We start from the raw sequence: 23,782 nt of genomic DNA on the forward strand, positions 1-23,782 counted from the left end.
CGGCAATGTTCAGGCTATCGACCAGGGGAGATGTTCGGTCGAGCCGCCGCTACGTGCCCTGTGCTGAACCACCGCAATCGACGTGATGACGAGCGCGCCTTGAGCATTTATGCCTTTGGTGCCTACTATTTGATACGTGTCCGGTTGCACGAGATCGGTGCAGTTCTTCTCGGTGTCCAGGCAGACACGGGGTGGCGTAGAGGTTCCTTCGCTGGAAAAACAACGGTAAGGTAGGGGTCAATTCAAGACCCGCGAGGAGTAGCGATGAGCGAGGCGTTGTCCATCCACCATGACCAGGCTGGTCATCAGTTCGAGACCAATGTGGACGGTCATCGTGCCTACCTGACCTATATGGATCTGGGGAAGCAGACCCTGGATATCTATCGTACCTTCGTGCCCAACGCGCTGCGTGGTCGCGGCATTGCTGCGGCATTGACCGAGCAGGCGCTGCAGTACGCTGAGGAAATGGGCTACACAGTCATTCCGTCGTGCTCCTACGTTGAGCGCTACATGGAGCGTCACCAGCGGCACGCCGCGAAGCTCTGATCAGGGTCACTGAATAAAAAACGCCGGGCTAAGCCCGGCGTTTTTATGTGCGCTGAATGTGATCAGGTGCGCTTGCGTTTGGGCAGCACGTCCTTGAGCTTGGCGTGCATGCTGCGCAAGGTGTTTTCGGTGGCTGACCAATCGATGCAGGCGTCGGTGATCGACACGCCGTATTGCAGCTCGGCGAGGTCTTTCGGAATCGCCTGGCAACCCCAGTTCAAATGGCTTTCGACCATCAGGCCGATGATCGACTGGTTGCCTTCGAGGATCTGGTTGGCCACGTTCTCCATCACCAGAGGTTGCAGTGCCGGATCCTTGTTGGAGTTGGCGTGGCTGCAATCGACCATGATGTTCGGCTTGATCTTCGCCTTGTTCAACGCTTGCTCGCAGAGCGCGACGCTGACCGAGTCATAGTTCGGTTTGCCGTTGCCACCGCGCAGTACCACGTGACCGTAGGCATTGCCCTTGGTGGTGACAATCGACACGCCACCTTCCTGGTTGATCCCCAGGAAACGGTGCGGGCTGGAAACCGACTGCAAGGCATTGATGGCAACGGTCAGGCCGCCGTCGGTGCCGTTCTTGAAGCCGACTGCCGAGGAAAGGCCTGAAGCCATTTCACGGTGAGTCTGGGATTCGGTGGTGCGCGCGCCAATTGCCGACCAACTGATCAGGTCTTGCAGGTACTGCGGCGAGATTGGGTCAAGGGCTTCAGTCGCGGTTGGCAGGCCCATTTCGGCCAGGTCCAGCAGCAACTGACGACCAATGTGCAAGCCGTCCTGAATCTTGAACGAGTCATCCAGGTACGGGTCGTTGATCAGGCCTTTCCAGCCGACGGTGGTGCGTGGCTTCTCGAAATAGACCCGCATGACCAGATACAGGGTATCGGACACTTCAGCGGCGAGTACCTTGAGGCGCTCGGCATATTCGTGTGCAGCCTTGATGTCGTGGATCGAGCAAGGCCCGATAACGACGAACAGGCGGTGGTCGGTGCCGTCCAGGATATTGCGAATCACTTCGCGGCCCTTGGTCACGGTGCGCAGGGCAGCATCGCTCAAAGGAATATCACGCTTGAGCTGGTCAGGAGTGATCAGCGTCTCGTTGGAGGCGACGTTTAGGTCATTGATCGGTAAATCAGCCATCGTGTTACTCGTCAGGTCACGGGTGCCGGCCGCCAGCGATCCCCGCGCGGCGGAGCACAGCATGATTTAAGCGCAGCGGGGAGCCGAACCTTAGCGCGTTACGCGGTGGCTCGACAATGGGCAGGCGCGGGTTTAATCCAGCGCGGGCTGCGTAAAAGCCTGGCGAACGGTCTCGTGGGAGTACTCGGTGGCATGCTGGTCGACCCATTTCAGGGCCATCGCCTCGACGCCTTGTTGTCCGGCCAGGGGCTTTTGCTGACGGCAAAAACGTTCAATCTGGCAGACCTGTTCGCCCATCCGCGCTTTAAACAGCGTTTGCTCGTCGATGAAGGCGATGCCGACCAGATAACCGTGCTTTCGTCGCAAACACCAGGCTACGTAGCCCAGATAGCAGACATTTTCGCTCAGAGTCGGCATTCGCACTTCCAGCGCCGTTCCTTTGCGCCAGCCACGGTGGTAATTGCAAGCCACGCCTCCGAGACTGATAGTGTGCAGCTCTTGCCGAGAAATACACTCATGCTTGCGCAACGTTAACTCGACAGGCACATCGTCAGGATGAGGAATAAAACGCCCCATGAACACAGGCTCCAAGTGTCGGTCATTCGACAGTGTTTCAACCAGTATAGTGGTCGAATGCGAGCTGACCGATTTCGATGCCGACCAGCGGCTGTTGGCGATGAGCGGCGTGTCCCTGGTGATTTTCACCAGCGTCGGCTGTTCCGGTTGCCGCTGGGCGCGCCAGCAGTTGCCAGCGCTTGACCTTGAAGTCGATCAGTTGTGTTGGATCGATGCGGGGAACAACGGTGGTGCGGTGGAGCGTTATCAGGTCTTTCATTTGCCCGCGCTGTTTGTCGTGCGCGATGGCGAGTTTTATGGGGCGCTACAGTCGCGCTTGGCTCGCACCGAACTGAACGCAGCGGTGGGGCAGGCGCTGAGTCGAGATCCAGAGGAGTTGCCATGACGGATACAGCGGTTAAAAAGCCGAGAATCGGCATTATCGGTACCGGAGCGATCGGTGGTTTTTACGGTGTGATGCTGGCGCGGGCCGGGTTCGATGTGCACTTTCTGTTGCGCAGCGAGTTTTCAGCCGTCGCTGAGCACGGTCTGCAACTCAACAGCGCGCCCTATGGCGCGTTGACCTTGAAGCCGGTTCAGGCGTATTCGTCGGCCGACGATATGCCGTCCTGCGACTGGTTGCTGGTCGGTGCGAAAACCACCAGTAGCGCTGAGCTTGCACCGGCAATCATCAAGGCTGCGGCGCCTGGGGCGAAAGTCCTGCTGCTGCAAAATGGTCTGGATGTCGAAGACGGTCTGCGCGGTCTGTTGCCCGACTCACTGCACTTGCTGGGCGGGTTGTGCTTTATCTGTGTCCATCGTGCGGGTCCCGGAGTGATCGAGCATCAGGCGCTCGGCGCGGTGAATGTGGGTTATCACAGTGGGCCGGCACTCGATGACGAGGCCGCGCGTCAGGCGATTGTCGAGCAGGGCGCAGGGCTGTTTCGTACCGCTGGTCTCGATTCACAGGCGATGGCCAACCTTCAGCAGGCGCGCTGGCAAAAACTGGTCTGGAATGTTCCGTACAACGGTTTGTCGGTCTTGCTCGGTGCGAGCACAACGCCACTAATGGCCGATGACAGCAGCCGCGAACTGATTCAGGCGTTGATGGCCGAAGTGGTGCAAGGCGCGCTGGCGTGTGGCCACAGCATGCCGCCGGGGTATGCCGAGCATCTGTTCAAGGTCACGGAAAAAATGCCCGACTACTGGCCGAGCATGTACCACGACTACCATCATAAACGGCCGCTGGAATTGGCAGCGATTTACGCAAGGCCATTGGCAGCCGCCAAGGCTGCCGGTTGCCAGTTGCCGAAAATCGAGGCCTTGTATCAGGCCCTGAGTTTTGTCGATCGGCGTAACGGTTGAGCCAGGGGGCGCGAAATGGCAAAAGGGATTGGCGACAAACTGGTGCTGGCGATTTCTTCGCGGGCGTTGTTCGACCTGAGCGAGAGCCACAAGGTGTATCTGGCGAGCGGTGTCGAGGCTTATCGGCAGTATCAGATCGAGCATGAAGACGAGATCCTCGAGCCGGGTGATGCGTTCCCCCTGGTGCAAAAACTGTTGAACCTCAATGCCCGTCTTGGCCGGGCGCGGGTCGAGGTGGTGCTGGTGTCGCGCAATAGCGCAGACACCGGCTTGCGAGTCTTCAACTCGATTCACCATTACGGTCTGACGATTTCCCGCGCGGCGTTTGTCGGCGGGCGCAGTCCGTATCCGTACCTGAAGGCATTCGGGTGTGATCTGTTTCTCTCCACTCACGCCGATGACGTACGCAGTGCACTCGATGCCGGCTTCGCGGCGGCGACCATTCTGTCGGGTGGTGCGAGCCGTGCCGCCAGCGAAGAATTACGCATTGCCTTCGACGGTGACGCCGTGCTGTTTTCCGATGATTCGGAGCGGGTGTATCAGTCGGGCGGCCTCGAAGCGTTTCAGGCCAACGAACGCGAAGCCGCTCGCGAGCCATTGCGCGGTGGTCCTTTCAAAGGCTTTCTGGCGGCGCTCAATCTGTTGCAGCGCGAGTTTCCCGATGACAGCTGCCCGATCCGCACCGCACTGGTGACTGCGCGTTCGGCACCGGCTCACGAACGGGTCATTCGCACCTTGCGCGAGTGGGATATCCGGCTCGACGAATCGCTGTTTCTCGGCGGGCTGGCCAAGTCTGCCTTTCTCGAAGCCTTCGCGGCCGACGTGTTTTTCGACGATCAGGAGGGCCACTGCGAGTTGGCTCGCGAGGTGGTCGCCACCGGACACGTCCCTCACGGCATCAGCAATGAGTTGAAGGTTTAAGCCCAATTGCGCGGGACGTCGTACTCGCTGTGGCACTGCTAAGCTGAATCAATCTCCGCCATTCTGGCATTCGAGGAGGTCACATGATTCGTTCGATGCTGTACGCCACTGACCTCGGCCTGTACGCACCTTTTGTGATGCAGCATGCACTGGCACTGGCACGAACATTCAAAGCCGATCTGTATGTGGTGCACGCGGTTGAACCCATGGGATTGTTCGCCGAATCGGTATTGCAGAGTTATCTCGACGAACAAGCCTTGAATGAGTTTCACAGTCAGGGCTTGAACACGGTCATGGCCAATATCGAGCAGCGGGTACTCGACAGCTTTCGTGAGGAGTTGGGGGAGGGGCAGCAGGACCTGGCGTTGATTCAATCGGTCAGAGTGTTTCAGGGCGATCCGTCGCAGGTCATTCTTGATCAGGCGCAGAAACTCTCGGTGGATTTGTTGATCGTAGGTAGTCACAGCCATGGCGTTGGTGGGGATACGCCATTGGGCAGAACCGCTGCGCGCGTGTTGCAGTTGTCTAAGGTGCCGGTTTACCTGGTGCCGTTGCTGCAGCGTCGACGTCACGGTGACATTTAAGGCGAGAATGCTGGCCTTTTGATGAAAAAGTTCTAGATTTATTCTTCGAACCATTAATATAGTTATATACCGTCGCTGATGCCCGTGGCGTCTATCTGCTTTGAGGGATTGATATGAAGCTTCAACAATTGCGCTACATCTGGGAAGTGGCGCACCACGACCTCAACGTTTCCGCTACTGCCCAAAGCCTGTACACCTCGCAACCGGGCATCAGCAAGCAGATCCGTCTGCTGGAAGACGAGTTGGGGGTCGAGGTTTTCGCGCGCAGCGGCAAGCACCTGACCCGAGTCACCCCGGCCGGTGAGCGAATCATCACCACCGCAGGCGAGATTCTGCGCAAGGTCGAAAGCATCAAGCAGATCGCTCAGGAGTTCTCCAACGAGAAGAAAGGCACCCTGTCGATTGCGACCACTCACACCCAGGCACGTTATGCACTGCCGCCGGTGATCAGCAACTTCATCAAGCAATACCCGGACGTTGCCCTGCACATGCACCAGGGTTCGCCGATGCAAATCGCCGAAATGGCCGCTGACGGCACTGTGGATTTTGCCATCGCCACCGAAGCGCTGGAGCTGTTTGGTGACCTGGTAATGATGCCGTGCTACCGCTGGAACCGTTGTGTGGTCGTGCCACAAGGTCACCCACTGACCAAGCTGCCAAAACTGACCCTCGAAGCCCTGGCTGAATACCCGATCGTGACGTACGTGTTTGGCTTCACCGGCCGCTCGAAACTCGACGAAGCCTTCAGCCATCGCGGCCTGACCCCGAAAGTGGTATTCACCGCCGCCGACGCCGACGTGATCAAAACCTACGTTCGCTTGGGGCTGGGTGTCGGTATCGTGGCGAAAATGGCGGTGGACACCAAACTCGACAACGACCTGGTGGTGCTCGACGCCAGCGAGCTGTTCGAATCCAGCGTGACCAAAATCGGTTTCCGTCGCGGCACTTTCCTGCGAGGCTTCATGTGCGACTTCATCGAGAAGTTCGCCCCGCACCTGACTCGCGAAGTCATGGCCAAAGCCATCCAGTGCCACAACAAGCAGGAACTGGAAGAGCTGTTCGACGGCGTTGAACTACCGGTTCACTAAACTACCTCGGTGACAGCAAACTGTTGCCGAGTACCCGCTACGACGATCTCCACCTCATCACCCTCGAACTTGCCCAGCAGGCCTTTGCCCAGCGGTGAGCGCGGGGTGATGACGGTAATCAGTTGTCCCACCAGATCGACCTTTAATCCGGCCGCGTCAGGGGCCAGGAACAGCCACTGTTCGCGTCTCTTTTCGTCTTCCAGACCCAACAGCGCACCAACTTCAATCCCGCGCTGATCGTCATAAGGCCGCAGTATCAGGTTCTGGCACAGCGTCAGTGACTGCCTGATTTCCTCCACTCGCTTGGCCTGTCCGGCCGCCAGGTAAGACGCCTCCAGTCCCAACGTGTCGTACTTGTTCTCGGCAATGTTCTCTTCGTGGGTCGCGGTCTCGTACGCGGTTTGCGCTGCGCGCTCGGCGATGTCGAGATCGACCGCAAGCTTTTCCAGAATCAGGTTGTGGACCGTGTGTTTGTTCATGATCAATCGCAGAATTGCAGGACGTTGGTGCGGCTTTTTTCGCTGGGCGCAGTTTGGTCTTGCTGCAACCAGAACTGGCATTTTGGGTTGGACAGGTTGCGAGGATTGCTGCGCGCCTGATCGAGCGTTTGCTGTTGCGCCTGTTTGCGCAGGTTTTCCTTGTACTGCTCAAACATCGGATTCTCGGGGGCCGGGTAGACTGGCGCTGGCTTGGGCTGAGTGATCTGGCGCGTCGCTTCGGCGAGCGGGGCGAGTTGTTCGCTGGACAACAGTTTCGACAACAGCCAGCAGGTCAGTGCAATGGCCAAAAATCCCAGCCATAAACCCACTGCGATGCTGGCAATCAGTTGCAGCGGATTGAGTGTGATGGACACCGTGCGGCGAGCGGGAGGGCGGTAGGGCATGGCTGCTTCCTGGCGAGGGTTGTGGGCTGCGGCGATTGTCGCATGAAGATTAATCGGCGTCGGCTCTTCTGTACGCAACGATTTATGCGGACAATTGAGGTCTTTGCCCCTCGGAGCCCGGAATGAAAGTCGACTGGGATATTTTCTGCACGGTCGTCGACAACTACGGCGACATCGGCGTGACCTGGCGCCTGGCCAGGCAGTTGGTTGCCGAGCATCACTGCGCGGTGCGACTGTGGGTCGATGACCTGCGGGCGTTCGAACGCTTGTGCCCGGAACTCGACACCTGTGCTGCCCGGCAGTGGCAGCAAGGCGTCGAAGTCTGCCATTGGTCGGCCAACTGGCAATCGACAGCGTCCGCCGATGTGGTGATCGCCGCGTTTGCCTGTCAGTTGCCAGCTGCTTACATGGAAGCAATGGCGGCCCGCGAAAAGGCTACGCTGTGGATGAACCTCGATTATTTGAGCGCCGAAGACTGGATCGTCGGCTGTCATGGCTTGCCGTCGGTCAAGTACAAACAGGTGCAGAAGTACTTCTTCTTCCCGGGTTTTCAGGCCGGCACTGGCGGCTTGCTGCGTGAGCATGGGTTGTTGGAGCGGCGCGAGGAGTTTCAACACAGTACCGAGGCGCAGCGCGAATTCTTGCAAGGGCTGGGCGTCGATCGCGCCGAAGGTGCACGGCTGATGTCGTTATTTGCCTACGAGAATGCCGGGCTGGCCGATTGGCTGGACGTCATGGCGAGCGACACGCATGCCACTCATCTGCTGGTGCCCGAGGGCCGGATTCTGGGCGACGTCGAGCGTTGGCTGGGCGTTGAAGGGCTTTGTGTCGGCGCGATACAAGTGCGTGGTGCGTTGACCGTGCAGGTGCTGCCGTTCGTCCGACAGGATCAATACGACCTGCTGCTGTGGAGTTGTGATTTCAACGCGGTAAGGGGAGAGGACTCGTTCGTCCGCGCGCAATGGGCTGCCCGGCCAATGCTGTGGCATATTTATCAACAGGAAGAAGATGTACACCTGGATAAGCTCGAAGCCTTTCTGACGTTGTACACCGCAGGCCTTTCACCGGCGGCAAAAGCAGCACTCGTCGGGTTATGGCGAGCCTGGAACACCGGCGCAGGAATGGCCCAGGCATGGGTTGCGACGCAGGAACACTGGCCAGAACTGCAAAAACACGCCCAGGCATGGTGTCTGGAACAGGCCTTGCAGGCCGATCTTGCTTCGGCGCTGGTGCAGTTTTACCTAAATTGGATATGATACGCGGCCTAGATTTTTGTAAATCCCATCCAAATTCGGATATTCGCAATGAAAACTGGTAAAGAACTGAAACCCGGTACGGTGATCCGTCTCGAAAACGACCCTTGGCTGGTTCAGAAAGCTGAATTCACCAAGTCCGGTCGTAACAGCGCGATCATGAAGACCAAGCTGAAAAACCTGCTGACCGGTTACAAGACCGAGATCGTTTACAGCGCTGACGACAAACTGGACGACGTAATCCTCGACCGCAAAGAAGCGACCCTGTCCTTCATCAGCGGCGACACCTACACGTTCATGGACACCACTGACTACACCATGTACGAGCTGAACGCTGAAGACATCGAAGCCGTTCTGCCTTTCGTTGAAGAAGGCATGACCGATGTTTGCGAAGCGATCTTCTTCGAAGAGCGTCTGGTTTCCGTAGAGCTGCCGACCACTATCGTGCGTGTAGTCGACTACACCGAAGGTTCCGCTCGTGGCGACACTTCCGGCAAGGTGATGAAGCCTGCCAAGCTGAGCAACGGTACTGAGCTGCAAGTTGCTGACTTCATCGAAATCGGTGACAGAATCGAGATCGATACCCGCGAAGGCGGTTCTTACAAAGGCCGCGCTAAATAAGCGCAGTTTTTGCAGGCAAGAAAAAGCCCGACCATTGAGTCGGGCTTTTTTGTGCGCGTCTGTTGGGTGCGAGCACTCAGACAGTGACGTGCAACCGAACGTCTACGTTGCCACGAGTGGCGTTGGAGTACGGGCAGACCTGGTGCGCGGCGTCGACCAGGGTTTGTGCATCGGCGTGTTCCAGACCCGGCAGGCTGACATGAAGGTCGATGTCCAGACCGAAACCACCTGGAATCTGACCGATGCCGACGTGGGCGGTGATCGAGGCGTCATCGGGGATTTTGCGCTTGGTCTGGCTGGCAACGAATTTCAGTGCACCGATGAAGCAAGCAGAGTAACCGGCCGCGAACAGTTGCTCAGGGTTGGTTGCTGCGCCACCGGCACCGCCGAGCTCTTTTGGTGTGGCGAGTTTGACGTCGAGGATGTTGTCGCTGGAAACGGCACGACCATCACGGCCACCGGTAGCGGTTGCAACTGCGGTATAGAGCGTTTGCATGGTGTGAGCCTCATTCGGGTTGACTGATTTGCGCTAAATGTTTGTGCGCTAAGTAAGTGTGAAATAAATGTAGCTCGTTAATATTTTGCGCGCAAGATAAATTTTGAAAAAAGTTTGCCGAACAAAAAAATGTGGGGGCGAGCTTGCTCGCGAAGGCGGTGTGTCAGTCAACATCAATGCTGAATGTCGCACAGTCTTCGCGAGCAAGCTCGCTCCCACAGGGTTTTTTTGATGGCCTGAAGATTAGAGGCTGTCTTGCAGGTGGCTGCGCAGGTTTTGCAGATCGGCTTGCAGTTTGCGCATCTGCTCCAGGGTCTGGCCACTGGCGCCAAGGATGCACGGTGGGATCTCACGGGCTTCTTCCCGAAGCGCGCGACCTTGTTCGGTCAGCTCGACAATCACTACCCGTTCATCTTCGCGGCTGCGAGTACGGCTCAGCAGGCCTTCCGCTTCCAGGCGTTTGAGCAGCGGCGTCAGGGAGCCGGGGTCGGTCAGCAGGCGTGTGCTGATTTCACCGACGGTCAGCCCATCGCGTTCCCACAATACCATCATGGCCAGGTACTGCGGATAGGTCAGACCGAGCGCTTGCAGCAAGGGCTTGTAGACCTTGGTCATCAGCAGTGAAGTGGAGTGCAGGGCAAAGCACACCTGATTATCCAGCAGCAGGTTGTCGCAGTTGTCCGGGGTGTTGCGTTGGGTGGTCATGTCTACACCTTGATCATTCATCAGCATGAATCTAGCGGGCGAGTCTTTAATGCGCCAGATAATTTTCATCTACAACCGGCCAAAATCTGTTTGCTGTGCGTTTCCCCGCCAGAGCCGACTGCGTAGGATGCAAGGCCTGATGTGAGGGGAAATCGCCTGTGATTGAGTTAGTGATGTATCTGGTGCTCGGCGCTGCCCTGGGCACCGTGGGTGGTCTGTTCGGGATTGGCGGTGGCTTGATCGCGATTCCCGTGCTCGGTGTATTGTTCGGACTGGATCAGCAAATTGCTCAAGGCACGGCGCTGGTCATGGTGGTGCCGAACGTGATGCTGGCGCTGTGGCGCTATCACCAACGAAATCGCATCGAATTGCGCCACGCATTGCCGTTGGCCTCGATGGGCTTCTGCTTTGCCTGGATCGGCTCGATCTGGGCAGTGGGCGTCGACGCGCAGGTGATGCGCATCGGTTTCGTGGCGTTCCTGGTCGCCTTGTCGGCCTACAACTTGCTGCGGATGTTCATGGCCACTGCGCCGGCCGCATCGCAGATGCGTTACTCGTGGCCGTGGCTGGGCGTGTTGGGCGCCGCATCGGGCACCATGGGCGGGTTGTTCGGCGTTGGCGGTGCGGTGGTGGCGACGCCGGTGCTCACCAGCCTGTTCGGCACCACGCAAGTGGTGGCTCAAGGATTGTCACTGGCGTTGGCGTTGCCCAGCACCGGCGTCACGCTGGTGACCTACGCGGTCCATCATCAAGTGAACTGGACCATCGCACTGCCCATGGCGGCCGGCGGGTTGCTGAGCATCAGTTGGGGCGTGAAGATCGCCCACGCCATGCCGGAGCGTTTACTGCGCGGGTTGTTCTGCGGTTTTCTGGTGCTCTGCGCGGTGATGCTCGCCTTTAAAGTTTGAAGCCTTCGACAATGTGCTCCGCCAGGCATTCTGTGATGGGCGAAGGGTTGTTCAGGTTGCGCACCAGCATGATGCTGGCCTCGGGCAACAGGGGCAGGCCTTCCGCCTCGCCGAGGATGCGCATGTCCTGGGTGATCAGGCTTTCCAGTTGCGCAGTGACCGCCAAGCCGGCGCTGACCACTGCCATGATCGCCGCCAGGCTCGAACTGTTGTAGGCGATCCGGTATTCGCGTCCGGAAGCGTCCAGCGCATTGCAGGCCCAGAGTCGACAGAAACAATCACTGTTGAACATCGCCAGCGGTAGCGGCGTCTGCTCATTGGGGTTGAAGCATTGCGCCTGCGCCCAGACAAAGCGTTCCTTGCGCAGCAGTTGGCCGATCTCGCTGCCGGGTTCGCGGGTGACGATCGACAGGTCCAGGTCCTGACGCAGCAGTAACTGCTTGGACGACTCGCAATGGACTTCAATCTGAATCAGCGGATAGGCCTGGGCAAAACGCGAAAGGATGCCCGGCAGGAAGCGCATGACATAGTCATCCGGGGTGCCGATGCGCACCATGCCGACCATGTGCGGCTCACGCAGCGTGTTGAACACTTCGCTGTGGAGTTTCAGGATCCGCCGCGCATAACCCAGCAGCACCTGACCCTCGGCGGTCAGCTTCACCTGGCGGCCGTCGCGCTGAAATAACTGGCGTTGCAGCACGTCCTCTTCGAGCCGTTTCATCTGCATGCTCACCGCCGATTGCGTGCGATTGACCAACTCGCCAGCGCGGGTGAAGCCACCTTGATCGGCAATCGCGACGAAGGTGCGCAGGACTTCCGTATCGATACTCGGGTAGTTGCTCAATTCATCAATCTCCGAGATGTATTGCATAAGAAACATTCGTTGGATTGATCTTAGCGCCGGGGCGAGACTTTAGTCATCTACAACGGAGGGCAAGATGATGAAAGGTCAAAAAGGTTATGTGCTGGTTGGAATGTTTCATGGGTTTTCTCTGGGCCATTGGCTGGAAAAAATTGTCCGCTGGCATGAGCTCCACCGTGAGCGCGCATTGCTGGCCAGTATGAGCGACGAAGCGCTCAAGGATATCGGTATCAGTCGAGCCGATGTCGAGCATGAAGTCGTCCGGCCATTCTGGGATGACCCGATGCACAAATGAGTACCGAACCGCTACACAAGACGGCTTACTCTGAGGTAGTTTGCGAGCAGACAAGGAGATGCACATGCCCGCAGAACTGTCCTTATCTCTCAAACAGGCTCGGCGTCTGGCGCTGGCCGCCCAAGGTTTCTCCGGGCGCCGGCCGCCAGCGGCGATCAAAGCCAATCAGCTCAACCGCTTGATCGAGCGCTTGGGCATTCTGCAAATCGATTCGGTCAACGCAGTGGTGCGCTCGCACTATCTTCCGCTGTTCTCCCGTCTTGGCAACTACTCTGCCGACTTGCTCGACCAGGCCGCCTGGAGCCAGAGCCGACGGCGCACGTTGTTCGAATACTGGGGGCATGAAGCGTCGCTGTTGCCGCTGTCGATGTATCCCTTGATGCGTTGGCGCATGCAGCGTGCGGCGCAAGGCGAGGGGATTTATCAGCAGCTGGCGCGTTTCGGCCGCGAACAACAAGACACTATTCGCCGTGTCCTGGCCTCGGTCCAGGAGCTGGGTGCGCTCGGCGCCGGCAGTTTGTCGACGCGCCAGGAGCGGGCCGGCCCATGGTGGGACTGGAGCGCTGAAAAGCATGCGCTGGAATGGTTGTTCGCTGCCGGCGAAGTGACGGTGGCAGGGCGTCGCGGCTTCGAGCGTCTTTACGACTTACCGGAACGGGTGATTCCCGAGTCGATTCTCAAGCAACCGCTGCTCGGTGAAACCGAGGCGCAACGCGGTTTGCTGCTACACGCTGCCAATGCGCTGGGTGTCGGCACCGAAAAGGATCTGCGCGACTATTTTCGTTTGAGCCTGGCTGAAGGCCGCAGTGGTCTGGCCGAGCTGGTTGAGAGCGGCGATTTACGGGTGTGCGAAGTGCAGGGCTGGAAGCAGCCGGCGTACTGCCTGTCGGACCCAAAAGTACCGCGCAAGGTCGAGGCCAGCGCGTTGCTTTCGCCGTTTGATTCGTTGATCTGGGAGCGCAGTCGTACCGAGCGGCTATTCGATTTTCGCTATCGGCTGGAAATCTACACGCCACCCGACAAGCGGGTTTATGGCTATTACGTACTACCGTTTTTGCACAACGAACGGGTTGCCGCGCGGGTCGATCTGCGGGCGGAACGGGCGTTGGGCCGGTTGGCGGTGCATGCGGTGCACGAAGAAGAGCAAGGCCTGGATGAGGAGGGAATGCAGGCGTTGGCGGCGAATTTGCGGCAGATGGCTGATTGGTTGGGATTGGAACAGATTCAGCTCAATTGTCCGCGGGCTAGTGCGGCGCGGTTGCGGGTGGCATTGGCGCAGACTAGCGGTGTCTGATCTGACGCTATCGCGAGCAGGCTCGCTCCCACAGGATTGCGCGATACCTGTGGGAGCGAGCCTGCTCGCGATGGCGGTGTGTCGGGTAATACAAGGCTTACTGATTCAGCGCCGAACCTGCTTCAGCGTCTCGGCAATCAGGAACGCCAACTCCAGCGACTGATCGGCATTCATCCGTGGGTCGCAATGGGTGTGGTAACGATCCGACAGGCCGTCTTCAGTAATCGGCCGTGCGCCGCCGATGCACTCGGTGACGTTCTGCCCGGTCATCTCGATATGAATGCCGCCGGCATAGGTGCCTTCCGCTTCGTGGACCTGGAAGAACTGCTTCACCTCGCTCAGGATCTGCGCAAAATCCCGGGTCTTGTAACCGCTGCTGGCCTTGATGGTGTTGCCGTGCATCGGGTCGGAACTCCAGAGCACTTTCTTGCCTTCGCGTTCCACCGCACGAATCAGCTGCGGCAGATGGTCGCCCACCTTGTTCGCGCCCATGCGTGCGATCAGGTTCAGGCGGCCCGGGTCGTTGTCCGGGTTGAGCACATCGATCAGGCGAATCAGTTCTTCGGTGTTCATCGTTGGGCCGACCTTGACCCCGATCGGGTTGTTCACCCCGCGCAGGAACTCGACGTGAGCGCCGTCAAGCTGACGCGTGCGGTCGCCGATCCACAGCATGTGAGCCGAGCAGTCGTAGTAGTCGTTGGTCAGGCTGTCGCGGCGTACGAAGGCTTCTTCGTAGTTCAACAGCAGCGCTTCGTGAGCGGTGAAGAAACTGGTTTCGCGCAGTTGCGGCGAGCTGTCCATGCCGCAGGCGCGCATGAAGGCGAGGGTTTCATCAATGCGGTCGGCCAGGTGGCTGTACTTTTCGGCCAGCGCCGAGTTGGCGATGAAGTCCAGGTTCCATTTGTGCACTTGATGCAGGTCGGCAAAGCCGCCTTGGGCAAAGGCCCGCAACAGGTTCAGGGTCGCGGTGGATTGGTGATAGGACTGCAACAGGCGATCGGGGTCCGGCACGCGGCTCTTTTCGTCGAAACCGATGCCGTTGACAATGTCGCCTCGGTAGGCCGGCAGGGTGACGCCGTTGATGGTTTCGTCATTGGCCGAACGCGGCTTGGCGAATTGCCCGGCCATGCGTCCGACCTTGACCACCGGGCAACCGGCGGCGAAGGTCATGACGATCGCCATCTGCAACAGGACTTTGAAGGTGTCGCGGATTTTCGCCGCCGAGAATTCGGCGAAGCTCTCCGCGCAATCCCCTCCTTGCAACAGAAACGCCCGGCCCTGGGTAACCTCGGCAAACTGACGGCGCAACTCCCGGGCCTCACCGGCAAACACCAGTGGCGGATAACTGGCCAGGCTTTGCTCGACCTGCAGCAGATGCGCGGCGTCAGGGTAGTGGGGTTGTTGCTGGATCGGCAGGGCGCGCCAGCTGTCAGGGCTCCAGGGTTGGCTCATCACGGTCTCTAGTGTTTTACGCATGGACGCTCATGTTATCAGCAATTAGTGCGTGACCTGTTCCCGAAGCTTGGCGGACAATCGCGCCTTTGCCGCGTCATGCGGAACGAATGATTGCGTTGTCGGGGATCAGCCCGACAACGACCAGGAGACGAAATGACTGAGGAGCGCGTCGAGCATCTGCTCGCCGAGGTGCACGATGAGTTCGGCATGATCCGGGTGCTGGAAGTGGCGGATTATCGCTTTCTCGAGTTTGGCGACGCCATCGAACAGAGCTGCGTGTTCACTGCCGACCCGAGCTGGCTCGAGTACGACTACACCCGCGCGATGCTGATTGGTGCGCTGTGCCATGAACAGCCGGAAAGTGCGCTGTTTCTGGGGCTGGGCGCCGGCACCCTGACTCAAGCGTGCCTGAAGTTCCTGCCGCTGGAAGACGTCGAAGCAATCGAGCTGCGCCCGGACGTGCCGCGTCTGGCCATCGAATACCTGGGGCTGGACGATGATCCGCGGCTGTACATCCGTATCGGCGATGCCCTTGAATTGCTTGAGACGGCTGAATCGGCGGATCTGATTTTCGTCGACCTCTATACCGATGTCGGTCCGGGTGTCGGTCATTTGGCCTGGGGCTTTCTGGAAAACTGTCAGAAACGCTTGAATCCGGGCGGCTGGCTGGTGATCAATCAATGGGCCACCGATGATGGCAAGCCATTGGGTGCGGCATTATTGCGTGGGCTTTATCACCGGCATTATTGGGAGCTGCCGGTGAAGGAGGGCAACGTGATCCTGATCGTGCCGTCCGACCTCGACCAGGCACTGGACATGCAAGGGCTGACGGCTCGCGCCGAAGCACTGGCGTCGCGGTTGGGTTACTCGTTGCAACCGCTGATCAAGGCGATTCGCCCGGCGACTTGAGTGGTCTGTGAGGACCTCATCGCGAGCAGGCTCGCTCCCACAGTGGATTTTCGGTGTTCACAAGACCCTGTGGGAGCGAGCCTGCTCGCGATAGCTTTCTAACTTCCAATACAAAGCTAAAGCCCTTTGAAGATACCGGGGCGCTTCTCGATCAACGACCGCACACCTTCTTTGGCGTCTTCGCTGTTGAGCAACTTCTTCACCAGCGGTGGCAAGTCCAATGCCGCTGCTGCCTCGCCCTCTAAATGGGCCTGGCGTGCGGACTGCAAGGTCGCCTGAACCCCCAGTGGTGCCTGGCGGGCAATGCGCTCCGCTAATTCAATAGCACGAGGTAACAGGTCCTCGCTGGCCATCACCTCTTGCACCAGCCCCAGACGCAGCGCTTCGTGGGCATCGAACTCATCGCCGGTCAGCAGCCAGCGCATGGCGTTGCCCCAGCCGGCAACCTGATGCAGGCGCAAGGTTGCACCGCCAAAAGGGAAGATGCCGCGCTGCACTTCCATCTGCGCAAAACGGGTATTGCTGGCGCAGAGGTTGATATCGGCGGCGAGCATCAATTCGATGCCGATGGTCAGGCAATAGCCCTGAGCCGCAACAATCACCGGTTTGCTGACCCTGGGCCCGACGAACACCCCCCACGGATCACAACCGCCGGCGGGAGCTTGCCAGCCTTCGGCCAGCGCGGTGCTGACGTTCGCCAGGTCCAGTCCGGCGGTAAAGTGCTCGCCATGACCGAACACCACCGCAACACGGGCCTCGCTGTCGGCTTCGAACTCGCCATAGGCCATGCTCAGCGCGTTGAGCAGATCGAGGTCAAACGCATTGCGCTTGGTCACCCGGTCCAGCCCGATCAACAGGACATGACCGCGCCGTTCACGGCTGACACGACTGCAATCAGGTTGATTCATGGGGCATATCCTCGGGCGGGGAAGGGGGGCTCAGACCAAAGGTCATGGTCTGAAAGATGAACCGATTAAGCGTCATGACCAACAGGGCCGGGCCTTTGAAAAATAGACCGTCGCGCGATTATCCGCAAAGCCTGTGACACTCCGGCGTCCACAGGCTTTTTCCGATAAATAAAGCTCCCTTTTTGGGCGAATTCCGGTATAGTGCGCGCCGGTCTTTAGCCAGGCCGCGTTTAGGTAGCGCAATTCCCCGAAGTCAGCTTCGGCTGCACGTCCGCACAGCGGACTCTTCCTTGACGAATCTTTTTCATTCATTCGTTTTCGCAAATCCCCGCCGACAAAGCAGCCAGGGCGACTCTTGAGTCTTACACGGCATGCGCAGCTTTGGAGCATGGGTCTTTGCGGATGCACTTAGAGGCAGACCCATGACCCAGGAAACCGGCGGCTTCGCCGCTTTTAATCTTAATCCGAACATTCTTGCAGCCGTCATCGCGACTGGCTACGAAGAGCCTTCGGCTATTCAGCAGCAATCGATCCCGATCATCATGGCCGGTCACGACATGATTGGTCAGGCGCAAACCGGTACGGGTAAAACCGCTGCGTTCGCCTTGCCGATCCTGCATCGCATCGATCCTGCCAAGCGCGAGCCGCAAGCCCTGATCCTGGCGCCAACCCGTGAGTTGGCGCTGCAAGTAGCAACCGCTTTCGAAACCTACGCCAAGCAAATGCCGGGCGTTACCGTTGTGGCCGTTTACGGCGGCGCGCCGATGGGCCCGCAACTGAAAGCAATCCGTAATGGCGCACAGATCGTTGTCGCCACTCCGGGTCGTCTGTGCGACCACCTGCGTCGTGACGAAAAAGTATTGGCGACCGTGAACCACCTGGTTCTCGACGAAGCTGACGAAATGCTCAAACTGGGCTTCATGGACGACCTGGAAGTTATCTTCAAGGCCTTGCCGGCAACCCGTCAGACCGTATTGTTCTCGGCAACCTTGCCGCAGTCGATCCGTGCCATCGCCGAGCGTCACCTGCGCGATCCGCAGCACGTGAAGATCCAGACCAAGACTCAGACCGTTACCGCGATCGAACAGGCTCACCTGTTGGTTCACGCTGACCAGAAGACCTCGGCTGTATTGAGCCTGCTGGAAGTGGAAGACTTCGACGCCCTGATCATGTTCGTGCGCACCAAGCAAGCGACCCTGGACCTGGCCAGTGCCCTGGAAGCCAAAGGCTACAAAGCCGCTGCGCTGAACGGTGACATTGCTCAGAACCAGCGTGAGCGTGTGATCGAATCCCTCAAGGATGGCCGTCTGGACATCGTTGTGGCGACCGACGTAGCTGCTCGTGGTCTGGACGTTCCGCGTATCACTCACGTTTTCAACGTTGATATGCCGTACGACCCGGAATCCTACGTTCACCGTATCGGCCGTACTGGCCGTGCCGGTCGCGAAGGTCGTGCGCTGCTGCTGGTGACTCCACGTGAGCGCCGGATGCTGCAAGTGATCGAGCGTGTAACGGGTCAAAAGGTTGCTGAAGTTCGTCTGCCGGACGCTCAAGCTGTTCTCGATGCACGCATCAAGAAACTGACCAACAGCCTGTCGCCGCTGGTGGCTGATGCCGAATCGACTCACGGTGATCTGCTGGATCGCCTGACTGCCGACATCGGTTGCACCCCGCGTGCACTGGCCGCTGCTCTGCTGCGCAAGGCTACCAACGCTCAAGCACTGACCCTGGCTGCCATCGAGAAAGAACGTCCACTGGTGCCGAACAACGCACCGCGTGGCGATCGTCCAGAGCGCACCGGTGATCGTCCGGACCGTGGTGATCGTGAGCGTCGTGCTCCGATCCCGCTGGCCGAAGGCCGTGCTCGTTGCCGTACCGCGCTGGGTGCGCGTGATGGTATCGCTGCCAAGAACCTGCTGGGCGCCATCCTCAACGAAGGTGGTCTGGCTCGCGAAGCAATCGGTCGTATCCAGGTGCGTGACAGCTTCAGCCTGGTCGAGTTGCCGGAAGATGGTCTGGAGCGTCTGCTGACCAAACTGAAGGACACTCGCGTTGCCGGTAAGCAGCTGAAACTGCGTCGCTACCGCGAAGATTGATCCGCTCTCGGGCTGATTGATCGCACATAAAAAATCCCCGACTGGTTCGGGGATTTTTTTGCCTGGCTTTTTTGTATGACGCGTCCTCATCGCGAGCGGGCTCGCTCCCACAAGTGCCGCAGATCCAATGTGGGAGCGAGCCTGCTCGCGATGGGGGTGACACGGTCTATCTGTCAGCCGAAACGATAAATGTCCATGCCCAGCGCGCCCATGGTGAAACCCTGGTGGGCAATGCTGAAGTCACCACCGGCGCCGCGGGCGAAGTACAGCGGCAGCAAGTGTTCGTCACTCGGGTGGCTGCACACGGCATTTGGGGCTTGCTGGCGATAATCGTGCAGGGCGGCTTCGTCGTTTGCGGCGAGTTTTTCAATGATCCAGTCGCGAAAGGCCTTGGCCCAGGGTTCAACGCTTTCCGGACCAGCATGCCAGTCCAGTTCGCGCAGGTTGTGGGTGATGCTGCCGGAACCAATCAACAGTACGCCTTGCTCGCGCAGACTGGATAAGGCACGTCCGACGCGGGTCTGCAGGGCAGGGCCGAGACGGCTTGGCAGCGACACTTGCACCACCGGAATGTCAGCCCGTGGATACATCAGTGACAGCGGCACCCAAACACCATGATCAAACGGGCGCTGGCTATCGAGCTGTGCTGGCAAGCCATCGACCTTGAGCAACTCGGCAACCTGCGCCGCGAGCTCCGGCTGGCCGGGTGCGGGGTATTGCACCGCGAACAGTGCGGCAGGGAAGCCGCCAAAGTCGTGCCAGGTTTCTGGGTGCTCAGCGCTGCTGACGCGCAGGTCCTGGCTTTCCCAATGTGCGGAAACGATCACGATGGCCTTGGGTTTCGGCAATTCGCTGGCCAGACGGGCCAGCGCCGGTCCACTGGCGCCGGGCTCCAGTGCTAGCATGGGTGAGCCATGAGAGATAAACAGGCTAGGGAGCATGAGTAAGGTCCTGAGCGTTAAGATGGCACCATCTTCAGTCAGATCATTGATCTAAATCTAATATAAGTTTTAGGGCAAATTGATCGAATTTTCGGGGTGATTTATGCAGCCTGAGTTTTGGCAAAAGCGTTGGGAGCTCAATCAGATCGGCTTCCATCAGTCAGAGGTTAGTCCTTACTTGCATCAGTACTGGCCGCAGTTGAATCTGGCAAAGGGCTCGCAGGTACTGGTGCCACTCTGTGGGAAAAGCCTGGATCTCGTGTGGTTGGCAGGGCAGGGGCACCAGGTGTTGGGCGTCGAGTTGTCGGAAAAGGCCGTGGAGGATTTTTTCCGTGAGCAGCAACTGACGCCGCAGATCACCGAGCAAGGGAGCTTCAAGGTCTACCAGGCGGGGTCTCTCGCGCTGTGGTGCGGAGATATTTTCGGCCTGACCGCAGACGATGTGGCCGACTGTGCAGCTGTCTATGATCGAGCCGCGTTGATTGCTTTGCCGCCGCCCATGCGCGAGCAATACGCAGCGCACCTGAGCCGGATTCTGCCCCCAGCCTGTGAAGGTTTGTTGATTACGATGGACTACGATCAGCAGCAGCTGGCCGGGCCACCCTTTGCCGTGACCGATGACGACGTTCAGGTATTGCTGGGGAACCGCTGGCAGCTTGAGTTGTGTGAGGAGCGGGACATCCTCGGCGAAAGCTGGAAGTTTCTTCAGGCAGGCGTTACGCAGCTTGATGAGCGGGTTTATCTGCTAAGGGTGCCGAGCATTCGATAAAGCGAGCGCGCACAAAACAGGGCGACCCAGTCGCCCTTTTTTACCGCACCTGTCAGCCGCGACGACGCAATGCGTCGATACGCTCTTCCAGTGGCGGGTGGCTCATGAACATGCGGGCGAACCCTTGCTTGATGCCACCGTTGATGCCGAAGGCATTCAGGGTGTCCGGCATGTGTACCGGCAGGCCTTGTTCCGAGCGCAGGCGCTGCAGGGCGCCGATCATTGCGCTGGTGCCTGCCAGGCGAGCACCGGCTTCGTCTGCACGGAATTCGCGTTTACGCGAGAACCACATGACGATCGAGCTGGCCAGGAAGCCCAGTACCAGTTCGGCGAAGATGGTCGCGACATAGTAGGCAATGCCTTGGCCTTCTTCGTTCTTGAAGATCACCTTGTCGACGAAATTGCCGATGATCCGCGCAAAGAACATCACAAAGGTGTTCACCACGCCCTGGATCAGCGCCAGTGTCACCATGTCGCCATTGGCCACGTGGCCGATTTCATGGGCCAGAACGGCTTTCACTTCATCGGGCGAGAAACGCTCGAGCAAGCCCTGGCTGACCGCGACCAGCGCGTCGTTCTTGTTCCAGCCGGTGGCAAAGGCGTTAGCCTCGTAGGCCGGGAAAATCCCGACTTCAGGCATCTTGATTCCGGCTTCGCGGGACAACTGCTCAACGGTTTGCAGCAGCCATTGTTCATGGCGAGTGCGCGGCTGGCTGATGATTTGGGTGCTGGTGCTCATCTTCGCCATCCATTTGGAGATGAACAGCGAGAACAGCGAGCCGGCGAAACCAAAGACCGCACAGAAAATCAGCAGCTGATTGAGGTTGAGATCAACCCCATTGGCCGCCATGAACCCGTTGAAGCCGAAAAGGCTCAGGGTGATGCTGGCAATCAGCACGACCGCCAGGTTAGTGGCCAAAAACAGCAGAATGCGCATCATGGTTGTAGAAATCTCCTCATGCTAAATATGTAGCGTACTGCGGGGTATATAAGGTGCCCCACCAGGCTATTCAACCGGGTGACTATTTCAAACTGTGTCCTACAGCTGGATTCTAGACGCTTGCAGGGCAATTCTGACGTCGTCTGAAGAGATATTTGGCTGGAATTTGCTTTCACAAGTCCCGCCACTATTGGGCGTAACCAGCAGTCGCATAATTCCGCCAGTACTCAAGGCGCTGTCGCAGTCAAAGGTTGGAGATGTGTTGCTGAATTAATCGCCGAGGGCCTTTCAAGGACCCTCGGCGTCATCGCGCTTACTGGCGATAGGACTTGAGGAAATTCCCGATCCGCCCGATTGCCATGTCCAGATCGTCCACCCGTGGCAGGGTCACGACGCGGAAGTGGTCCGGCCATGGCCAGTTGAAGGCCGTGCCTTGAACCACCAGCAGTTTTTCCGAGAGCAGCAGGTCGAGTACGAACTTCTCATCGTTGTGGATCGGGCAGACTTTTGGGTCGATCCGTGGGAAGGCGTAGAGCGCGCCCATCGGTTTGACGCAACTGACGCCCGGGATGTCGTTGAGCAGTTCCCAGGTGCGGTTGCGTTGTTCGAGCAGGCGCCCTGACGGCAGTACCAGATCATTGATGCTCTGATAACCGCCCAGCGCGGTCTGGATCGCATGCTGGCTTGGCACGTTGGCGCACAAGCGCATATTGGCCAGCATGTCGATGCCTTCGATGTAGCTTTGGGCGTGATGCTTGGGACCGGAAATGGCGATCCAGCCGGAGCGGAAACCGGCAACCCGATAGGACTTGGACAGACCGTTGAAGGTCAGGCACAGCAGGTCCGGTGCCAGGGACGCGGTGCAAATGTGCACGGCATCGTCGTACAGAATCTTGTCGTAGATTTCGTCGGAGAACACCACCAGGTTGTGCTGGCGAGCCAGCTCCAGCATGCCCAGCAGGACTTCCTTGGAATACACCGCGCCGGTCGGGTTGTTCGGGTTGATGATCACCAGGGCCTTGGTGTTCGGGGTGATCTTGGCCTTGATGTCGGCCAGGTCAGGCCACCAGTTGGCCTGCTCGTCGCACAGGTAGTGCACCGGATTACCGCCAGACAGGCTGACCGCGGCAGTCCACAGCGGGTAGTCGGGGGCCGGGACCAGCACTTCATCGCCGTTGTTGAGCAGGGCTTGCATCGACATCACGATCAGCTCGGAAACGCCGTTGCCCAGGTAGATGTCTTCGATGCCGACACCTTCTACCTGTTTCTGCTGGTAGTACTGCATGACGGCCTTGCGCGCACTGAACAGGCCTTTGGAGTCGCTGTAGCCCTGGGCAGTCGGCAGGTTGCGGATCACGTCCTGGAGGATTTCATCGGGCGCTTCGAAACCAAAAGGCGCCGGGTTGCCAATGTTCAGCTTGAGGATGCGATGGCCTTCCTCTTCCAGGCGTTTGGCGTGCTTGAGCACTGGGCCGCGAATGTCGTAGCAGACGTTGGCGAGCTTGTTCGATTTGCTGACCTGCATGGCGATGTGTTCCCGAAAATGAACGATCCAGACGCTGTATGAACTACCGTACTGGGAATCCTGCGCTTTCACACAAGCCTGGAGCCTTCGGTCGCCGCACCAAAATCCGTTTGAATGCGTGTAACGCGGCTGCCAGACTGGCGATTAACGAGGCGCAATCATACGTGCCGCCTGATCCGTGGAAAAGGTACAGATCAGGCTTTTTCAGATGCAGAGGTATGACGATGGAAAAGTTGGAAAAAACCCTGGATGAATGGCGTGCGATGCTCGACCCGGAGCAGTACAACGTTTGTCGTCTGAAGGGCACCGAACGGCCGTTCTCGGGCAAGTACAACGGCACCAAGACCGAGGGTGTCTATCACTGCATCTGCTGCAACGAGCCGTTGTTCGACTCGAGGACTAAATTCGATTCCGGCTGCGGCTGGCCGAGCTTCTATGCACCGATCGGAGAGAGCGCCATGGTCGAGATCCGTGATATCAGCCACGGCATGATCCGTACTGAAGTGGTTTGCGCCAAGTGCGATGCGCACCTGGGCCATGTGTTCCCCGATGGTCCGCCGCCGACCGGTTTGCGTTATTGCATCAACTCGGTGTGCCTGGACCTGGTGCCCCGCGAATAACCCGATCCTGCAGGAGCTGCCGCAATCTTCGGCAGCTCTCGAAGGGTTGTAGTGCGAATATTTAAATTGCGTGCAATTTAATTGCTCGCTATGTTTAAGTTTCC

The 23,782-nt window shown here is 58.7% G+C and carries 27 protein-coding genes; 15 read left to right on the forward strand and 12 right to left on the reverse strand.

The annotated features are described in order from the left end of the window. Positions 1-264 precede the first annotated feature (264 nt). Positions 265-546: a GNAT family N-acetyltransferase gene (locus NTD87_RS26295; RefSeq protein ID WP_019692933.1), complete on the forward strand. Its 282-nt coding sequence runs from the start codon at positions 265-267 to the stop codon at positions 544-546. 62 nt (positions 547-608) lie between these two features. Here NTD87_RS26295 and NTD87_RS26300 read toward each other — a convergent pair whose 3' ends face one another. Beyond that, positions 609-1,685 carry a 3-deoxy-7-phosphoheptulonate synthase gene (locus tag NTD87_RS26300; RefSeq protein WP_262117103.1) on the reverse strand — a complete coding sequence of 359 codons (1,077 nt, stop codon included), beginning with the start codon at positions 1,683-1,685 and terminating at the stop codon, positions 609-611. Positions 1,686-1,817: 132 nt separating this feature from the next. Further along, positions 1,818-2,261: a PilZ domain-containing protein gene (locus NTD87_RS26305; protein WP_262117104.1), complete on the reverse strand. Its 444-nt coding sequence runs from the start codon at positions 2,259-2,261 to the stop codon at positions 1,818-1,820. On the opposite strand from NTD87_RS26305, the gene NTD87_RS26310 reads away from it, so the two are divergent. From NTD87_RS26310 to cysB, 5 genes are all read left to right on the forward strand, one after another. Beyond that, positions 2,260-2,646, forward strand: a complete 387-nt coding sequence (locus NTD87_RS26310; protein WP_262117105.1) for a thioredoxin family protein — start codon at positions 2,260-2,262, stop codon at positions 2,644-2,646. The genes NTD87_RS26305 and NTD87_RS26310 overlap by 2 nt on opposite strands. Further along, positions 2,643-3,605 (forward strand): putative 2-dehydropantoate 2-reductase, encoded by a 963-nt coding sequence (locus NTD87_RS26315; protein ID WP_262117106.1) that lies wholly within the window; start codon positions 2,643-2,645, stop codon positions 3,603-3,605. Before NTD87_RS26310 ends, NTD87_RS26315 begins: the two co-directional genes overlap by 4 nt. 15 nt (positions 3,606-3,620) lie before the next feature. Then, complete coding sequence (locus NTD87_RS26320) at positions 3,621-4,526, forward strand: 5'-nucleotidase (protein WP_262117107.1); 906 nt, start codon at positions 3,621-3,623, stop codon at positions 4,524-4,526. 83 nt (positions 4,527-4,609) lie between these two features. Beyond that, positions 4,610-5,110, forward strand: coding sequence for a universal stress protein (locus NTD87_RS26325; protein WP_262117108.1), 501 nt, complete (start codon positions 4,610-4,612; stop codon positions 5,108-5,110). A gap of 113 nt (positions 5,111-5,223) precedes the next feature. Then, on the forward strand, positions 5,224-6,198 hold the full coding sequence (gene cysB / locus NTD87_RS26330) for an HTH-type transcriptional regulator CysB (RefSeq protein ID WP_003183769.1): 975 nt from the start codon (positions 5,224-5,226) through the stop codon (positions 6,196-6,198). On the opposite strand, the gene NTD87_RS26335 is transcribed toward cysB, so the two are convergent. Together NTD87_RS26335 and NTD87_RS26340 are read right to left on the reverse strand one after the other, a co-directional pair. Then, a complete protein-coding gene (locus tag NTD87_RS26335; RefSeq protein ID WP_262117109.1) occupies positions 6,195-6,677 on the reverse strand; it encodes a transcription elongation factor GreAB in 483 nt (160 codons plus the stop codon). The genes cysB and NTD87_RS26335 overlap by 4 nt on opposite strands. Positions 6,678-6,679: 2 nt before the next feature. Then, positions 6,680-7,081 carry a hypothetical protein gene (locus NTD87_RS26340; RefSeq protein ID WP_262117110.1) on the reverse strand — a complete coding sequence of 134 codons (402 nt, stop codon included), beginning with the start codon at positions 7,079-7,081 and terminating at the stop codon, positions 6,680-6,682. A gap of 122 nt (positions 7,082-7,203) precedes the next feature. Here NTD87_RS26340 and earP point away from each other — a divergent pair, with 122 nt between their 5' ends. Together earP and NTD87_RS26350 are read left to right on the forward strand one after the other, a co-directional pair. Next, the gene (gene earP / locus NTD87_RS26345) at positions 7,204-8,337 is read left to right on the forward strand and encodes an elongation factor P maturation arginine rhamnosyltransferase EarP (RefSeq protein WP_262117111.1); all 1,134 of its coding nucleotides are present in this window, start codon (positions 7,204-7,206) and stop codon (positions 8,335-8,337) included. A 48-nt stretch (positions 8,338-8,385) separates the two neighbouring features. Beyond that, complete coding sequence (locus NTD87_RS26350; RefSeq protein WP_032626910.1) at positions 8,386-8,955, forward strand: elongation factor P; 570 nt, start codon at positions 8,386-8,388, stop codon at positions 8,953-8,955. Between the two features lie 76 nt (positions 8,956-9,031). Here NTD87_RS26350 and NTD87_RS26355 read toward each other — a convergent pair whose 3' ends face one another. Both NTD87_RS26355 and NTD87_RS26360 read right to left on the reverse strand, forming a co-directional pair. Then, positions 9,032-9,451, reverse strand: a complete 420-nt coding sequence (locus tag NTD87_RS26355) for an organic hydroperoxide resistance protein (protein WP_262117112.1) — start codon at positions 9,449-9,451, stop codon at positions 9,032-9,034. Positions 9,452-9,694: 243 nt separating this feature from the next. Next, a complete protein-coding gene (locus tag NTD87_RS26360; RefSeq protein WP_262117113.1) occupies positions 9,695-10,156 on the reverse strand; it encodes a MarR family winged helix-turn-helix transcriptional regulator in 462 nt (153 codons plus the stop codon). Between the two features lie 158 nt (positions 10,157-10,314). Between NTD87_RS26360 and NTD87_RS26365 the strand changes: the two genes are divergently transcribed. Then, positions 10,315-11,064, forward strand: a complete 750-nt coding sequence (locus tag NTD87_RS26365; protein WP_262117114.1) for a sulfite exporter TauE/SafE family protein — start codon at positions 10,315-10,317, stop codon at positions 11,062-11,064. On the opposite strand, the gene NTD87_RS26370 is transcribed toward NTD87_RS26365, so the two are convergent. Beyond that, entirely contained in the window at positions 11,054-11,908 is an 855-nt protein-coding gene (locus NTD87_RS26370; RefSeq protein WP_262117135.1) for a LysR substrate-binding domain-containing protein, read from the reverse strand. The two genes, NTD87_RS26365 and NTD87_RS26370, sit on opposite strands and share 11 nt — an antisense overlap. 97 nt (positions 11,909-12,005) lie before the next feature. Here NTD87_RS26370 and NTD87_RS26375 point away from each other — a divergent pair, with 97 nt between their 5' ends. Further along, positions 12,006-12,221 (forward strand): DUF1127 domain-containing protein, encoded by a 216-nt coding sequence (locus NTD87_RS26375; RefSeq protein ID WP_262117136.1) that lies wholly within the window; start codon positions 12,006-12,008, stop codon positions 12,219-12,221. 64 nt (positions 12,222-12,285) lie between these two features. Continuing rightward, positions 12,286-13,515 (forward strand): winged helix-turn-helix domain-containing protein, encoded by a 1,230-nt coding sequence (locus NTD87_RS26380; RefSeq protein ID WP_262117115.1) that lies wholly within the window; start codon positions 12,286-12,288, stop codon positions 13,513-13,515. A gap of 105 nt (positions 13,516-13,620) precedes the next feature. On the opposite strand, the gene NTD87_RS26385 is transcribed toward NTD87_RS26380, so the two are convergent. Continuing rightward, positions 13,621-14,967: a class II 3-deoxy-7-phosphoheptulonate synthase gene (locus NTD87_RS26385; RefSeq protein WP_262117137.1), complete on the reverse strand. Its 1,347-nt coding sequence runs from the start codon at positions 14,965-14,967 to the stop codon at positions 13,621-13,623. A 156-nt stretch (positions 14,968-15,123) separates the two neighbouring features. On the opposite strand from NTD87_RS26385, the gene NTD87_RS26390 reads away from it, so the two are divergent. After that, the gene (locus NTD87_RS26390) at positions 15,124-15,879 is read left to right on the forward strand and encodes a spermidine synthase (RefSeq protein WP_262117116.1); all 756 of its coding nucleotides are present in this window, start codon (positions 15,124-15,126) and stop codon (positions 15,877-15,879) included. A 116-nt stretch (positions 15,880-15,995) separates the two neighbouring features. On the opposite strand, the gene NTD87_RS26395 is transcribed toward NTD87_RS26390, so the two are convergent. Next, positions 15,996-16,787 carry a crotonase/enoyl-CoA hydratase family protein gene (locus NTD87_RS26395; protein WP_262117117.1) on the reverse strand — a complete coding sequence of 264 codons (792 nt, stop codon included), beginning with the start codon at positions 16,785-16,787 and terminating at the stop codon, positions 15,996-15,998. 422 nt (positions 16,788-17,209) lie between these two features. On the opposite strand from NTD87_RS26395, the gene NTD87_RS26400 reads away from it, so the two are divergent. Then, positions 17,210-18,883, forward strand: coding sequence for a DEAD/DEAH box helicase (locus tag NTD87_RS26400; protein WP_054596358.1), 1,674 nt, complete (start codon positions 17,210-17,212; stop codon positions 18,881-18,883). Between the two features lie 173 nt (positions 18,884-19,056). Here NTD87_RS26400 and NTD87_RS26405 read toward each other — a convergent pair whose 3' ends face one another. Next, positions 19,057-19,824: a DODA-type extradiol aromatic ring-opening family dioxygenase gene (locus tag NTD87_RS26405; RefSeq protein WP_262117118.1), complete on the reverse strand. Its 768-nt coding sequence runs from the start codon at positions 19,822-19,824 to the stop codon at positions 19,057-19,059. 103 nt (positions 19,825-19,927) lie between these two features. Here NTD87_RS26405 and NTD87_RS26410 point away from each other — a divergent pair, with 103 nt between their 5' ends. Further along, on the forward strand, positions 19,928-20,593 hold the full coding sequence (locus tag NTD87_RS26410) for a thiopurine S-methyltransferase (protein WP_262117119.1): 666 nt from the start codon (positions 19,928-19,930) through the stop codon (positions 20,591-20,593). A 52-nt stretch (positions 20,594-20,645) separates the two neighbouring features. On the opposite strand, the gene htpX is transcribed toward NTD87_RS26410, so the two are convergent. Further along, positions 20,646-21,533 carry a protease HtpX gene (gene htpX / locus NTD87_RS26415; RefSeq protein WP_071554338.1) on the reverse strand — a complete coding sequence of 296 codons (888 nt, stop codon included), beginning with the start codon at positions 21,531-21,533 and terminating at the stop codon, positions 20,646-20,648. 313 nt (positions 21,534-21,846) lie between these two features. Then, a complete protein-coding gene (locus NTD87_RS26420) occupies positions 21,847-23,058 on the reverse strand; it encodes a pyridoxal phosphate-dependent aminotransferase (RefSeq protein ID WP_020796801.1) in 1,212 nt (403 codons plus the stop codon). Positions 23,059-23,282: 224 nt separating this feature from the next. Here NTD87_RS26420 and msrB point away from each other — a divergent pair, with 224 nt between their 5' ends. Beyond that, positions 23,283-23,678, forward strand: coding sequence for a peptide-methionine (R)-S-oxide reductase MsrB (msrB, locus tag NTD87_RS26425; protein ID WP_262117120.1), 396 nt, complete (start codon positions 23,283-23,285; stop codon positions 23,676-23,678). Positions 23,679-23,782 lie beyond the last annotated feature (104 nt).

The sequence above is a fragment of the Pseudomonas sp. 6D_7.1_Bac1 genome, from assembly GCF_025465945.1.
Taxonomy (GTDB): Bacteria; Pseudomonadota; Gammaproteobacteria; order Pseudomonadales; family Pseudomonadaceae; genus Aquipseudomonas.